Below are 13,268 nucleotides of genomic sequence, written 5' to 3' on the forward strand. Positions count from 1 at the left end.
AATTGATAGCTTCGTCGCATCCAATCGAAGGAGCCAATCATGACCACTCGCAGACAAGCCTTGGGCCTTCTCGCCGCCACGGCGCTGTTGCCGCTCGCCCCGCGCTTTGCCTTTTCCGCCGCGCCGTTTTCGACCGTTGCCAATGCCGGTTACTACCGCTTCCGCTTCGGAAAGTTTGAAGTCACCGCACTATCGGACGGAACGCTGGCGCTGCCGATGGCGAAGATCTATCAGAACGAACCGGAGGGCGAACTGCAGCGCAAGCTCGACGACAATTTCCTCGGCAAGGAACCGCATCTGTCGATCAACGCCTATCTGGTAAACGATGGCGAGCGCCTGGTGCTGATCGATGCGGGATCGGGCGCCCTGCTCGGCGCCGCAGCCGGCAAGCTCATGCGGCATCTCATGGCCTCCGGCTATCAAGCCGATCAGGTCGATGCCGTTATTCTGACCCATGTGCATGCCGATCACTCCGGCGGCCTTATCGTAGACGGAAAGCCCCAGTTTCCGAATGCCGAGATCCATCTCGCCGACCGCGAGTATCGTTACTGGATCGAGCGCGAGGGCGTGACGACGATGACGGAGGCACAGAAGACTGACTTCCAGCGTGCAAAGGATGCTCTCGCCCCCTACATCGCCGCCGGAAGGGTGACGCGTTTCGCCGACAATGCGAATGTGCTTCCGAACCTTGGATCGATCCTGCGGGCGGGGCATACGCCCGGGCATTCCTCGATCGTGCTTCAAGCCGATGACAGCCAGCGCCTGGTTTTCTGGGGTGACGTGATCCATGGCGACCATGTCCAGTTCGACGCCCCCGACGTCTTCGTCAGCTTCGATGTCGACGGAACGGCGGCGGCTGCGACCCGTGCGGTGGCACTGGCGGATGCGGCCGACGACCGTTACCTCGTTGCCGGCGCGCACTTGCCGTTCCCCGGTGTCGGTCACGTCGCCCGCGACGAGACGCTCTATCGCTTCGTCCCCTGGAACTACGTCGAATGACGCACAAGGCTTGCCGGTCGGGTATGCTTGGCCTCCGCCGACATCATCGGGTCACGAACTGACGTTGCGGATAAAAGTCACCACGTCTTCGCCGCCATTGATGTAGGCATAGGATTGGGCCGAGCTGAAGATCGTGAAGGAACCGCTGGTGTAGTACTTTTCCTCGCCGGAAAGTTCGAGCGTCAAGGTGCCCGCTGTCACGAACAGCATCTCGTGCCAGCCCTGCGGGTCGGGTTCGGCGTCATAGCGCTCACCCGGCGCGAGCGACCAGAGCCACATCTGGACCTCGTTTGCTGCGGGGGCGGAGGCAAGCAGCCGCGCTTCGCTGCGAACGTCCCGGCCGCGCCATGTCACTTCGTTGATGTTGTCGTGGGACTGGCGCGCGGGATCCCTGACGAGATCGACGAAGCCGACGTTCATTGCGGCCGCGAGCTTGTCGAGGCTGGAGAGGCTGATATTGGCATCGCCCCCCTCGACGGCGACGATCATCCGGCGGCTGATGCCGGATGCTTTTGCCAGCGCCGTCTGGCTCAGCTCGTTTGCCAGCCGGATCCGCCGCAGGTTGTCCGCGACGTGGGTCAAAACATCCGATCGATCTTGACTGTGCAATATATTGCTCATAGTGTCTTTCTACACTGATCGACCATCAACTGCCACCGGTATCACAAGGTGCTTCCGACGATGATGGGCCGCCCGTGCGAAGCTGTGCCTACACGAGGGGTGTCATGTCACAGGCGGCGACAATTCTCAACGCGAGCTCGACGGGGCTTTGCCCGCCGTGGCAGTCGCATGGTCGCAGTCTGAAAACTCACTCCGCGCTTTCGAGGGGACCTGGCATGAAAATTCGCGACTTTGGCGTCGAAATCTGGATGAACCGCTACGAGAACCATTGCGAATGGAACCTTGCCGAAACCTGCGTCGAGTCCCTGACCGTGGCGGAACTCCTGGAGATGGCAGGCAAGACGGACACGATCCTCACCGAACTGCTGCCGCTGAAGCTGACCTATGGCGCGATCGAGGGCTCCGAGCGGCTGCGCGGCCTGATCACAGGCCTCTATGCGAAACAGCGGACCGACAACGTCGTCACCACCCATGGCGCGATCGGTGCCAATGCTCTGGTGCATGAGACGCTGGTCGAACCGGGCGACCGCGTTATTTCGGTGCTGCCGACCTACCAGCAGCACTATTCGATCCCGGAATGCTACGGCGCTGACATACAGATCCTGAAGCTGACCGAAGAGACGGGATTCCTGCCCGATCTCGAACAGTTGCAGCGCCTGGCAATCCCGGGCACGAAGCTGATCGCCATCAACAATCCCAACAACCCGACCGGCGCGCTGATGGATCGCGCCTATCTCGAAAAGATCGTCGCGATCGCGCGCGCCGCAGGAGCCTGGATCCTCTGCGACGAGGTCTATCGTGGGACCGATCAGGAGGGCGACGGTCTGACGATATCGATCGCCGACCTCTACGAAAAGGGCATCAGCACCGGCAGCATGTCGAAGACCTTTTCGCTCGCCGGGCTCAGGCTCGGCTGGATCGTTGCGCCCTCAGAAGTGATCCAGGCCGTTTCTGTTCATCGCGACTACAACACCATCAGCGTCGGCATGCTCGACGACCACTTCGCGGCCATCGCTCTGGAAAACAAGGACAAGATCCTTGCGCGCAGCCAAAGCATCACCCGCACCAACCTCGCCATTCTCTCGGACTGGGTGGAGAGCGAGCCGCTGATCTCCTGGGTCAAGCCGCAGTCGGGCACGACAGCGCTTCTGAAGTACGACCTGCCGATGACCTCCGAAGCGTTGTGCCTGCAGCTGCTTCAGCGAACCGGTGTGATGTTCACGCCGGGCAGCGCGATGGATATGGAGGGCTATCTCCGGATCGGCTACGCCAACAATGCAGGCATCTTGCGCGAAGGCTTGAGGCGCGTCTCCGAGTTCCTGTGGGAGCAACGGGTAGCCGCGGCTTGAGGGGAGTTCCCATCAGGGCCCGATATCCAGTTCCGGGTAGCGGCGGAAGATGCCGTTCTCGTTGAAGGCCAGCCGCCGCGGTGAAGCGAGGTAAGCGGCGATGTTAGGTCGCGCTTTTACCGAGGCATGCAGCTTCAAAAGCTCGAGGTATCGCGGCTCATAGTGGCGCATCGCTCTTGGGAACGCATAACGGAGCCCCTCGATCACCTGGAACAGCGAGAGATCGACATAGGTCGTGGCGTTGCCGACCGAATGGCCGCTGCCCTCAGGGTTGTGCGTCAGAACGCGCTCGAAGTACCCGAGAAATTTCGGGACGCGGTTGGTAACGAATTCGAACGCGCGCGCCTTCGCCTCCTCCTTCTGCTCCTCGTAGTATTTCGAGGTGGCGATCGGATGGTGCGTGTCGTGCACCTCGGCGATGAAGTCGGTGATGGTGAGTTGCAGGCCATTGGCAAACCAGCGCAGCGTCTCGTCCTTTGGCAGGAGTTTCAGCCTGGGACCGAGGTAGAAGAGGATGTTCGCCACATGCGAGATGATCTGGCCGCCGTCCTGCAGGAAAGGCGGCGCGAAAGGAACGTGCGCCTCGCTGGTGCTTTCCATCAGCTTCAGCATTTCGCCGGTGCCGCGGCCCGGTTCGCGGGTGACGTCGATGTAGTCCGTGTCGGCGTCTTCGAGCGCCAGGCGCACGAATTCGCCGCGGCCCTGAATGCCATCCCAGTAATACAATTCATAGGTCATGGATGCCTCGTGACGTTCTCGATACCAGGCTGATATAGGCGGCTGCGGAGCGAGGACGAGGGCGGAGCCAAACATGGATGCGCACTCTGTCGAGCAAGCCCCGTCCCATGCTATGGCGCTACGCAGTTGTGTCGTCGGCCTGTGCCAAGGAAGCCCTCGTGAGCAAACCGAACTATCGCGACATTGCCAAGCTTGCGGGCGTCGGAACCGCGACGGTCGAGCGGGTGCTGAACGGCCGCGGCGGTGTTCGCCCGGAACTGGTCGAGAAGGTGGTGGTTGCGGCGCGCGCACTGAACTATCCGCGCACTCTGCCCGATGCTCATCGCGGACTGCTGCGCATCGACGTACTGATGGTGCGTCCGGAGACGACCTTCTATCGCCGCTTGTCGCAGGCGTTCCAGCGGATCGCCGAGACGCTCGACCCGCTCGTCGTCGTGCATCGCAGCTTTACCGAGGAGATGAAGCCGGAGGAGATTGCCAAGCGAATTCACTCGTCCGACGTGCCGCGCGCGGGGCTGATCCTTGCTGTACCCAACCACCCCTTGATCACTGCCGCTGTCGAGGCAGTGGTCGCGCGTGGCGTGCCGGTGGTTCATGTCGTGACGCGGGCCTCGGATAAGTTGGGCGAGTTCGTCGGCATCGACAATCACGCGGCGGGGCGCACGGCTGCGCTCTTTATCGCGCGCATGGCGCGCCAAATCGGCCCTGTCGTCGCGCTATGCCACCCGATCTATCAGGTTCATCGTGATCGCCTCGCCGGCTTTTCGGACTATTTCGAAGCGCATCCCGGAGAGCGCCGGTTCGAATGGCTGGGTTTCACCCGCGATGAGGAACACTACGGTGCCGAAGCGTTGCGTTCGGCGCTTGAGATGTATCCCGATATGGCCGGGCTCTACAATGCCGGCGGCGCCAATGCGGCTTTGATCGACGTTCTTCGTCGGCATCCGCGCGGAAGTGAGATCTTCTTCGTCGGCCACGAGCTGACCGACTATACGCGCAAGGCGCTTGGTGACGGCATCATGGACGTGGTGCTCGATCAGGCGCCCGAGGCGCAGGCCCGTCGCGCGCTCGACCTCATCCTGCGCCGCATCGGTCTTTCGGAGATGGAGCCGGACAAGGCGCCCATTCGCTTCGTCACCATCACCGCCGAGAGCATTTGATCTAATTTGATCAAGGAAGCTTTCGCCGTTCAGAACGCCTCCTGCTAGATTTTTATCAAGAAGGAGGCCGGGGTTCTTTGGAGGAGCCGGACCGGAAAGCGGCGTCAAAAGCGCTCTCCTTCCTCAATGATTGTGCTGACCGCACGGCGGTCCGCTGGGAGGAGAGCGTCATGGATGATCTGAAGTATGGGACGCGCAACAAGCGTGGCGACTGGGCGCCGAACGAGCCGATCGAGACGGCGCCGCTGTTTGCCTTTCCGCCGAAGCTGATGGCGCTCGTCAAGTGGCTGCCACACTACTTCTTTCCGTGGAACGCGATCTTCGCCGCCTCGGCGGTTGCCTATTGGGCCTGGGTGATCCCACCGATCGAGACGATGCAGAGCCTAAGCTTCGGTTGGATCGCCCGGCTCTATGTCGTCAACGCCGTCTGCGTCTTCCTGTTCTACGGTGCCTTCGAACTGCACCTCTATGTGCTGAAGCGGCAGGAAACCCGCTTCAAGTATAACGGCAAGTTCCCGGCCGAGCAGAAGAGCAAGGCCTTCTGGTTCGAGAGTCAGAACCTCGACAACATCCTGCGCACGTTCCTGTCAGGCGTGACCATCTGGACCGCCGTCGAAGTCGGCATGCTCTTTGCCTATGCCAATGGCTATGCGCCCTGGCTGACCTTTGCAGACAATCCCTGGACGCTCGCACTTGTCGCGCTGGTCGTGCCTGTCATCCACGAGTTCCACTTCTTCTGCATTCACCGGCTCATCCACACGCCGCTGCTCTACAAGTGGGTGCATTCGGTCCACCACAATTCGGTGAACCCGTCGCCCTGGTCGTCGCTGTCGATGCATCCGGTCGAGCACCTGCTCTATTTCGGCACCGCGTTCTATCACCTGGTCCTGCCATCGAATCCGATCCTGATGCTCTACCAGCTTCACTATGCGGGCTTCGGCGCCATTCCCGGCCATGTCGGCTTCGACAAGGTCGAGGTTGGCGAAGAGACCCTCGTCGATAGCCACGCCTATGCGCATTACCTGCACCACAAGTATTTCGAGGTGAATTATGGCGACGCCCTGATCCCGCTCGATCGCTGGTTCGGCACCTGGCACGACGGCTCCAAGGAAGGCGAGGCGCGGATGCAGGAACGCTACCGCAAGCGCAAGGAAAAACTCGCGGCCCGCAAGGCGCGCAACACAGTCGGGGAGGCAGCAGAATGAGCAACGTGATCACCTGGGTTCCAGCCTGCAAACTGGACGACATCGAACAGGAAGGGGCAATCCGCTTCGACCATGCCGGCCGCACCTATGCGATCTATCGCGGCCCTGACGACAGCGTCTATTGCACCGCCGGTCTCTGCACCCATGAGGCCATCCATCTCGCCGATGGGCTGGTCATGGACTACGAGGTCGAATGTCCCAAGCATTCCGGCGCCTTCGACTACCGCACCGGCGAGGCGATCCGGCTTCCGGCCTGCGAGAACCTCAAGACCTACCCCGCCGAGATCGTCGACGGCGAGGTCCGCGTGGCTCTCGGCTAAGGCCAAGCACGCAAGCATTGACCAGGCCCGCAGGGCCTCCGGAACGCGCTCGGGTGATCCGGCACCCATTGGGAGGAAATCATGAAATCCATGTACCTGGCGGCAGCGCTTGCCGCCTTGATGGGAAGTGCTGCCTCGGCAGAGACGATCGGCGTCTCGATGCAGAGCTTCGACAACAACTTCCAGACCCTTCTGCGCGAGGGCATCAATGCCCGCGCCGCAGAGGTCAACGGCGCCAGCGTCCAGATCGAGGACGCCCAGACCGACATCTCCAAGCAGCTCAACCAGGTCAACAACTTCATCGCCGCCGGCGTCGATGCGATCATCATGACGCTGACCGATACCTCGGCTGCCCCCGGTATCAGCGAGGCTGCCGAAAAGGCCGGCATCCCGCTCGTCTACCTCAACCTTGAGCCTGAAAACCTCGGCAAGCTGCCAGCAAAACAGGCCTATGTCGGCTCCAAGGAAACCGACTCCGGTCGGCTGGGGGCGGAAGCCGCCTGTTCGCTGCTCAAGGAAAAGGGCAAGGCCGGCGATGCGCAGGTCTATATCCTGATGGGAGATCTCGCCCACCAGGCCTCGCGTGACCGGACCTCGTCGTTCAAGGAGACGCTCGCTGCCGGCGACTGCAAAGGTGCAACCATCGCCGACGAACAGTCAGCCGCCTGGACACGCACCAACGCGATGGACCTGACGACCAACTGGGTCACGGCTGGACGGCCGATCGACGTGGTCTTTGCCAACAACGACGAAATGGCCATCGGCGCCATCCAGGCGCTCAAAGCCGCTGGTGTCTCGATGGACGACGTGATCGTCGTCGGCATCGATGCGACGCAGGATGGCCTTGCCGCCATGGCCGCCGGCGACCTCGATGCCACCGTGTTCCAGAACGCCAAAGGGCAATCGGCCAGCGCCGTCGACGCCGCGGTCTCGCTGGTACGCGGCGAAGCTGTCGACAAGAATGTCTGGGTTCCCTTCGAACTGGTCACGCCCAAGAACATGGCCGACTACGCGGCGCGCAACTGATCCTCCCAGGCCGGCGCATTTCTCCTGCCTGCGCCGGCCATCTTTCTTCCAGCGGGATGAGTGCGCGCGGTCTTCCGCCCGCGTCCCGCTCCAACTTTTGGTCTACGGAGCAAGCCATGAACGGCATCGTCATCATCGGCGCCGGCGAAGCCGGCACAAGGGCGGCCTTTGCGCTGCGCGAAGCGGGCTTTTCCGGCAACGTGGCGCTCGTCGGTACCGAGCCGCATCTGCCCTACGAGCGCCCGCCGTTGTCGAAACCGCTTGATGGTGCTGTGCAGATGAAGCCGATCTGCGGTGCCGAGGCGCTTCAGGCCGCCGGCATCGACTATCGCCAGGGCGTGTCGGCGCTCAGTCTTGACCCGGATGCCCGCGCGGTCGCCTTGAGCAATGGACAGACGCTCGCCTACGACAGGTTGCTGCTGGCAACGGGTGCCCGCCCAAGACGGCTCCCCTGCCCTGGGGCCGAACGCGCACTCGATTTTCGCACTTATGCAGATGCGGCGGCGATTTTCTCTCGCGCCGAAAACGTCAAGAGCGTTGCCATCATCGGCGGCGGGCTGATCGGCATGGAACTTGCGGCGGTGCTGCGCGGCAAGGGCATAACCGTCAGCGTCATCGAAATGGCGCCGAAGCCGCTCGGCCGCGCCGTTCCGCCGCGCTTTGCCGCAAAGCTTCATACCCGGCACGAGGAGGAAGGCGTGGTCTTCTATCTCGGGCAGGGGATCGGTGAAATCACTGATGATGCCGTTCTGCTCGCCGATGGCAGCGCGGTGCCTGCCGCCATCGTCGTCTCCGCCATCGGGGTCGTTCCGGATACAGCTCTGGCCGAAGCGGCAGGCCTTGCCGTCGGAAACGGCATTCTTACGGACAGCTTCCTTCGCACCGGCGACCCGAACATCTTCGCCGCCGGCGATTGCGCCGCGGTTGCGCAGCCGGGCGGCGGCCACATGCGGTTTGAAAGCTGGCGCAATGCCCGCAACCAGGCGGAGGTCGCGGCCCGCAACATGGCCGGCGGCAGGGAGATCTTTGGCGCCATCCCATGGTTCTGGACGGACCAGTATGATCTCGGCCTGCAGGTCGCGGGCTTGCCACAACCGGACCATCAGATCGTGATCCGTCCACTCGACGGCGGCGAACTGGAGTTTTATCTCGACGGCGGACGCCTTGTTGCTGCGGCGGGTCTCGGCCTTGGAAACAGCATCGCCAAGGATATCAAGCTTGCAGAAATGCTGATTGCCGCGGGCATCAGCCCGGAGCCTCAAGCACTCGCTGATCCCGGCGTGAATCTCAAGGCGCTGCTGAAAAGTGCCCGGGCCGCCTGATGCAGACACTGCTTGTCTTTCAGTCGCTTTGGGCGATGGAGCGTCGGCATCCGGACGGCTTTGAGCGCAGCCTCGAAGAAAACATCGCCGATATCGTCGAGGCGGGGTTCGACGGCATCAGCGCACACTATACCAACCGAAATGACGTTATCCGTCTCAACGACGCGATCCGGGGCAGTGGATTGAAGATCGAGGGCGTCTGTTTTCCTCGGACTGTTGAAGACCTCAGCCTGACACTAGAGCTGGCCGCAGAGTTTCCGGTCAGCCATATCGACCTGCAGGCGGATATCCGTCCGCGTCGGGTCGAGGATTGTCTGCCGCTTCTTGACGGCTGGATGCGGCTTGCCGAGGGCGCCGGCGTGCCCGTCTATATCGAAACCCATCGCCACCGGATCACCAGCGATCTGCTGTTCACGCTCGACCTGCTCGACCGGCGGCCGGACCTGCCGCTGCTTGCCGATCTCTCGCACTATCTCGTCGGCCGCGAGTTCGCCTTTCCGGTCGAAGCGGAAAGCCACGCGCAGATCCGGCGTATCCTCGACAACGCCAAGGCCTTTCACGGCCGCATCGGCTCGTGCCAACAGATCCAGATCGAGATGTCCTTTCCGCAGCATCGACCCTGGGTCGACCTCTTCCGCGGCTGGTGGGGTTATGGCTTCCGGAACTGGCGCGACCGCGCCGCTGAAGATGCCGAACTGGTCATCACCTGCGAACTCGGCCCCAGGCCCTATGCGATCACGGATCGGTACGGCAACGACACGACGGACCGGTGGGCCGAGGCGCTCCTGCTTCGGCAGATGGTGCGGGACCTTTGGGTCGAGAGCGCGGAGGCCTACCGCGACGAACCGCAGGGTGCGCGCGCCTGACCTCGTCACTTAACAAAGGAGGGACGAAACGGCAGATTGTGCTCGAGGCCAAGCCAGGGCGGGTTCTCCGCATACATCTCGACGATCAGGTCCTTGATGAGCTCGATATAGCGCGAACTGTCGCCGGCCCGATGGTTGAGAATGACCGGCGAGGTCGCGCGTTCGCCCTCGACCATGCGGTAGTGGACGTCCGAACGGACCTGGCGTGCAGAAGAAGGGACGACACAGAGGCCGGCTTCCGAGGCGACGAGGCCGAGAGCGCTCTGGATTTCGCGCACTTCATGCACCTCGGCCGGGCGCACGTCCTCAGCGTGAAGCAGGCTCAACACATGATCGGCATAACTCGGGCGCGGTTCCTTCGGGTAGACGATCAGTTTCTGGCCGCTGAGCGCGCTTAAGGGCAGGGGAGAGGTCTCTTCCGCCAACGCCGTGCCCTGCGGAATCGCGATGGCGAGGCGCTCCTCGCGCATGAGGATGCCGACGACATTTTGATCGCTGTGGTGAAGCCGACCGAAGCCGACGTCGATGCGGCCTTCCTTGAGCGCCGCGATCTGCTGCACCGACACCATCTCGAGCAAGCGGATATCGAGTTCTGGCGCGTTCTGCCGCAGCTTGCGCACCAGCGTCGGCAATCCGCCATAAAGTGTCGAGGCAACAAAGCCGATGGAGAAAACTCGGTTCTGGTTGAGCCCGACGCGGCGCGTGGCCTCCACCATCTGTTCGACCCTCCCCAGAACCTGCAGCGACTGTTCGTAAAACAACCGACCCGCCTCCGTCAGCCGCACGGGACGGCTCTGCCGGATGATCAGCGGCACGCCCAACTCTTGCTCCAGCAACTGGATCTGTCGGCTCAAGGGTGGCTGGGCGATGTGCAGGTGCTCGGCGGCACGGGTGAAGTTGCGCTCGCGGGCGACGGCGACGAAGTAGCGAAGCTGACGCAGATCCATCTTCAAGCCCTCATTTGCCTATCATTGCGGTATGTTGCAGTGCGGTAACCGCATGAATCCACGGATTCTCTATCATACTATACCATAAAGGTATGATAACGAACCTATTTGGTGTTGGACGCTGCGGGGTGAGCGGCGCACAGTCACGCCATGAACACGACCCTTGCACCCATCGCTCCGTCAGCAACCTTCGTCCCCGTCGTCGAACGGATCGAGACGGTGCTGGTCGATCTGCCGACCATCCGGCCGCACAAGCTTTCGGTTGCGACCATGACCGGCCAGACGCTGATGCTGGTGAGGATCCATTGCAGCGATGGAACGGTCGGCATTGGCGAAGGCACGACGATCGGCGGGCTCGCCTATGGCGGCGAGAGCCCGGAAAGCATGAAGCTCGCGATCGATACCTATTTCGCACCGGTCATGATCGGTGAGGATGCGACCCGCGTGAGGGCCCTGATGGCGCGCATCGGCAAGGCGGTGAAGGAAAACCGCTTCGCCAAGTGTGCCGTGGAAACGGCGTTGCTCGACGCTCACGGCAAGCGCCTGGGCCTGTCGGTCGGCGAGCTGCTCGGCGGCGCGCTGCGCAAGCGCCTACCGGTCGCATGGACGCTCGCGTCGGGCGATACCGCCAAGGACATCGCCGAGGCGGAGACAATGCTCGACCTCCGCCGTCACCGGATCTTCAAGCTGAAGATCGGCGCGAAGGCGCTGAAGGACGACATCGCCCATGTGGCGGCGATCAAAAAGGCGCTGGGCGACCGCGGTGCGGTTCGCGTTGACGTCAACATGGCCTGGAGCGAGTTCGAGGCGGCCTATGGCATGGCGGCGCTTGCGGATGCCGGTTGTGAACTGGTCGAGCAGCCGGTCGCCTCGACCGCAGCGCTCGGCCGTCTGGTCCGCCGCTTCCCGGTGGCGCTGATGGCAGATGAATCTCTCACCGGGCCTGAATCGGCCTTCGAGATTGCCAAGACCAAGGGCGCTGACGTCTTCGCGGTCAAGATCGAGCAGAGCGGCGGGCTCTTCAATGCGCAGCGCGTGGCCGCGATCGCCGATGCCGCCGGCATCGAGCTTTATGGCGGCACGATGCTGGAAGGTGGCATCGGCACGGTGGCGTCAGCCCATGTGTTTTCGACCTTCGCCAATCTGCAATGGGGCACGGAGCTCTTTGGTCCGCTGCTTTTGACGGAGGAAATCCTGGCGACGCCACTCGACTACAGTGATTTCGAGCTGACGGTGCCGGACGGGCCGGGCCTCGGGATCGAACTCGACGAAGACCGACTGAAGTTCTTTGCGCGCGATGGGCTGCGCAAGACGATCAGCGTTGCAAAGTGAGGATGGGGCCGTGCTGTTTCACGTAAGGATGGATGTTCGCATTCCCCATGACTTTCCGGCCGAACAGGCAGCGGAAATCATCGCCCGGGAAAAGGCCTATTCGCAGGCGCTGCAACAAAGCGGCAGGTGGCGGCACATCTGGCGGATCGCCGGCCAGTACGCGAACTACAGTGTCTTCGACGTCAAGGACAATGCCGAGCTGCACGAGATCCTCGCTGGCCTGCCGCTGTTCAAATTCATGCAGATCGAAGTGACGCCGTTGCTTCGACATCCGTCGTCGATCCGAGAGGACGACACCTGAGATTTCGTTCGGCCGCCGCCGGGAGGTTGGCAGGCGGCAACCGCTTTCAAGCTATCCAAGTGGAGGAATTATCATGAGCGTGAAGATTTTCGACAAGCCGGAAACCCAGGACTTCCTGAAGGTCTTGAGCGGCCTCGACAAGGACGGCGGCAATCCACGCGTCAAGCAGATCGTCCACCGGCTGATGTCGGACCTGTTCAAGGCGATCGACGATCTCGACATCACCCCGGACGAGTACTGGACCGGCATTGCCTGGCTGAACGAGATCGGTGCTGCCGGTCAGGCCGGTCTGATCTCGCCCGGTCTTGGTCTTGATCACTTCCTCGATGAACGCTTGGACGCAATCGACGAAGAACTCGGCATCAAGAACCCGACGCCGCGCACCATCGAAGGCCCGCTCTATGTCGCCGGCGCGCCGGCCTCGGAAGGTTTTGCCCGTCTCGACGACGGCCGCGACCAGAACGGCCAGCCGCTGATCATGCACGGCACTGTCTATGATGCCGACGGCCAGCCGCTGAAAGGCGCGACGGTCGAAGTCTGGCACTGTGACACCCGCGGCTTCTATTCGCATTTCGACCCGACGGGCGTGCAGGCGCCGTTCAACATGCGCCGCACGATCGTCACCGATGCCAAGGGCTGTTACAAGTTCCAGAGCATCGTGCCGCATGGCTACGGCGTGCCGCCGGGCAGCCCGACCGAACAGCTGCTTTCGGCGCTCGGCCGGCACGGCCAGCGCCCGGCACATATCCATTTCTTCATCAGTGCCGACGGCCACCGCAAGCTGACGACCCAGATCAACATCGCCGGGGACCCGCTGGTCAACGACGACTTCGCCTATGCGACCCGTGACGGCCTGGTGCCCGATGTCACCGAGCGGACCGACGAGGCGAGCATCAAGGCGAACGGTCTTTCCGGCCCCTTCGCCGAGATCGAGTTCGACATCCATCTGACCTCATTGGTGAATGGCGTCGACAACCAGATCAACGAGCAGCGCAAGCGCGCCGCCGCCTGATCGCCTCTGCGGCGGCCACGTGAGCCGCCGCCCCCTGACCACCGACATTGTTGCAATCGCCAGGCCGAAT

14 protein-coding genes are annotated in these 13,268 nt (G+C 62.5%); 11 read left to right on the plus strand and 3 right to left on the minus strand.

Features of this window, described 5'->3' with window-relative positions; translation table 11 throughout:
- Positions 1-39: 39 nt before the first annotated feature.
- Positions 40-999 carry an MBL fold metallo-hydrolase gene (locus PWG15_RS31750; protein WP_275025582.1) on the plus strand — a complete coding sequence of 320 codons (960 nt, stop codon included), beginning with the start codon at positions 40-42 and terminating at the stop codon, positions 997-999.
- Between the two features lie 51 nt (positions 1,000-1,050).
- Here the strand turns inward: PWG15_RS31750 and PWG15_RS31755 are convergent, their stop codons facing one another.
- Positions 1,051-1,620, minus strand: a complete 570-nt coding sequence (locus PWG15_RS31755; protein ID WP_275025583.1) for a helix-turn-helix domain-containing protein — start codon at positions 1,618-1,620, stop codon at positions 1,051-1,053.
- Positions 1,621-1,835: 215 nt separating this feature from the next.
- Between PWG15_RS31755 and PWG15_RS31760 the strand changes: the two genes are divergently transcribed.
- The gene (locus tag PWG15_RS31760) at positions 1,836-2,969 is read left to right on the plus strand and encodes an aminotransferase (protein ID WP_275025584.1); all 1,134 of its coding nucleotides are present in this window, start codon (positions 1,836-1,838) and stop codon (positions 2,967-2,969) included.
- 12 nt (positions 2,970-2,981) lie between these two features.
- Here the strand turns inward: PWG15_RS31760 and PWG15_RS31765 are convergent, their stop codons facing one another.
- On the minus strand, positions 2,982-3,707 hold the full coding sequence (locus PWG15_RS31765) for a glutathione S-transferase (RefSeq protein ID WP_275025586.1): 726 nt from the start codon (positions 3,705-3,707) through the stop codon (positions 2,982-2,984).
- Positions 3,708-3,865: 158 nt separating this feature from the next.
- On the opposite strand from PWG15_RS31765, the gene PWG15_RS31770 reads away from it, so the two are divergent.
- The 6 genes from PWG15_RS31770 (at position 3,866) to PWG15_RS31795 (ending at position 9,606) form a co-directional block, all read left to right on the plus strand.
- Positions 3,866-4,867 carry a LacI family DNA-binding transcriptional regulator gene (locus PWG15_RS31770; protein WP_275025587.1) on the plus strand — a complete coding sequence of 334 codons (1,002 nt, stop codon included), beginning with the start codon at positions 3,866-3,868 and terminating at the stop codon, positions 4,865-4,867.
- 170 nt (positions 4,868-5,037) lie between these two features.
- Positions 5,038-6,072: a sterol desaturase family protein gene (locus PWG15_RS31775; protein WP_275025588.1), complete on the plus strand. Its 1,035-nt coding sequence runs from the start codon at positions 5,038-5,040 to the stop codon at positions 6,070-6,072.
- A gap of 8 nt (positions 6,073-6,080) precedes the next feature.
- Complete coding sequence (locus PWG15_RS31780) at positions 6,081-6,392, plus strand: MocE family 2Fe-2S type ferredoxin (RefSeq protein ID WP_275027285.1); 312 nt, start codon at positions 6,081-6,083, stop codon at positions 6,390-6,392.
- Positions 6,393-6,473: 81 nt separating this feature from the next.
- Positions 6,474-7,418 (plus strand): substrate-binding domain-containing protein, encoded by a 945-nt coding sequence (locus PWG15_RS31785; protein WP_275025589.1) that lies wholly within the window; start codon positions 6,474-6,476, stop codon positions 7,416-7,418.
- Between the two features lie 116 nt (positions 7,419-7,534).
- Complete coding sequence (locus PWG15_RS31790; protein WP_275025590.1) at positions 7,535-8,740, plus strand: NAD(P)/FAD-dependent oxidoreductase; 1,206 nt, start codon at positions 7,535-7,537, stop codon at positions 8,738-8,740.
- Complete coding sequence (locus PWG15_RS31795) at positions 8,740-9,606, plus strand: IolE/MocC family protein (RefSeq protein ID WP_275025591.1); 867 nt, start codon at positions 8,740-8,742, stop codon at positions 9,604-9,606. Before PWG15_RS31790 ends, PWG15_RS31795 begins: the two co-directional genes overlap by 1 nt.
- Positions 9,607-9,611: 5 nt before the next feature.
- On the opposite strand, the gene PWG15_RS31800 is transcribed toward PWG15_RS31795, so the two are convergent.
- Complete coding sequence (locus tag PWG15_RS31800) at positions 9,612-10,553, minus strand: LysR family transcriptional regulator (RefSeq protein ID WP_275025592.1); 942 nt, start codon at positions 10,551-10,553, stop codon at positions 9,612-9,614.
- Between the two features lie 150 nt (positions 10,554-10,703).
- Between PWG15_RS31800 and PWG15_RS31805 the strand changes: the two genes are divergently transcribed.
- The 3 genes from PWG15_RS31805 (at position 10,704) to catA (ending at position 13,198) form a co-directional block, all read left to right on the plus strand.
- Positions 10,704-11,885 (plus strand): muconate/chloromuconate family cycloisomerase, encoded by a 1,182-nt coding sequence (locus PWG15_RS31805; protein ID WP_275025594.1) that lies wholly within the window; start codon positions 10,704-10,706, stop codon positions 11,883-11,885.
- Between the two features lie 10 nt (positions 11,886-11,895).
- Positions 11,896-12,186 (plus strand): muconolactone Delta-isomerase, encoded by a 291-nt coding sequence (gene catC / locus PWG15_RS31810; RefSeq protein ID WP_275025595.1) that lies wholly within the window; start codon positions 11,896-11,898, stop codon positions 12,184-12,186.
- A 73-nt stretch (positions 12,187-12,259) separates the two neighbouring features.
- Complete coding sequence (gene catA, locus PWG15_RS31815) at positions 12,260-13,198, plus strand: catechol 1,2-dioxygenase (RefSeq protein WP_275025596.1); 939 nt, start codon at positions 12,260-12,262, stop codon at positions 13,196-13,198.
- The last annotated feature ends 70 nt before the right edge of the window (positions 13,199-13,268 follow it).

It is taken from the genome of Ensifer adhaerens, assembly GCF_028993555.1.
Classification (GTDB): Bacteria; Pseudomonadota; Alphaproteobacteria; order Rhizobiales; family Rhizobiaceae; genus Ensifer; species Ensifer adhaerens_I.

Coding starts and splice junctions, on each gene's coding strand:
- PWG15_RS31750 (WP_275025582.1), top strand. CDS start 40: ATGACCACTCGCAGACAAGCCTTGGGCCTTCTCGCCGCCACGGCGCTG.
- PWG15_RS31755 (WP_275025583.1), bottom strand. CDS start 1,620: ATGAGCAATATATTGCACAGTCAAGATCGATCGGATGTTTTGACCCAC.
- PWG15_RS31760 (WP_275025584.1), top strand. CDS start 1,836: ATGAAAATTCGCGACTTTGGCGTCGAAATCTGGATGAACCGCTACGAG.
- PWG15_RS31765 (WP_275025586.1), bottom strand. CDS start 3,707: ATGACCTATGAATTGTATTACTGGGATGGCATTCAGGGCCGCGGCGAA.
- PWG15_RS31775 (WP_275025588.1), top strand. CDS start 5,038: ATGGATGATCTGAAGTATGGGACGCGCAACAAGCGTGGCGACTGGGCG.
- PWG15_RS31785 (WP_275025589.1), top strand. CDS start 6,474: ATGAAATCCATGTACCTGGCGGCAGCGCTTGCCGCCTTGATGGGAAGT.
- PWG15_RS31790 (WP_275025590.1), top strand. CDS start 7,535: ATGAACGGCATCGTCATCATCGGCGCCGGCGAAGCCGGCACAAGGGCG.
- PWG15_RS31795 (WP_275025591.1), top strand. CDS start 8,740: ATGCAGACACTGCTTGTCTTTCAGTCGCTTTGGGCGATGGAGCGTCGG.
- PWG15_RS31800 (WP_275025592.1), bottom strand. CDS start 10,553: ATGGATCTGCGTCAGCTTCGCTACTTCGTCGCCGTCGCCCGCGAGCGC.
- PWG15_RS31805 (WP_275025594.1), top strand. CDS start 10,704: ATGAACACGACCCTTGCACCCATCGCTCCGTCAGCAACCTTCGTCCCC.
- catA (WP_275025596.1), top strand. CDS start 12,260: ATGAGCGTGAAGATTTTCGACAAGCCGGAAACCCAGGACTTCCTGAAG.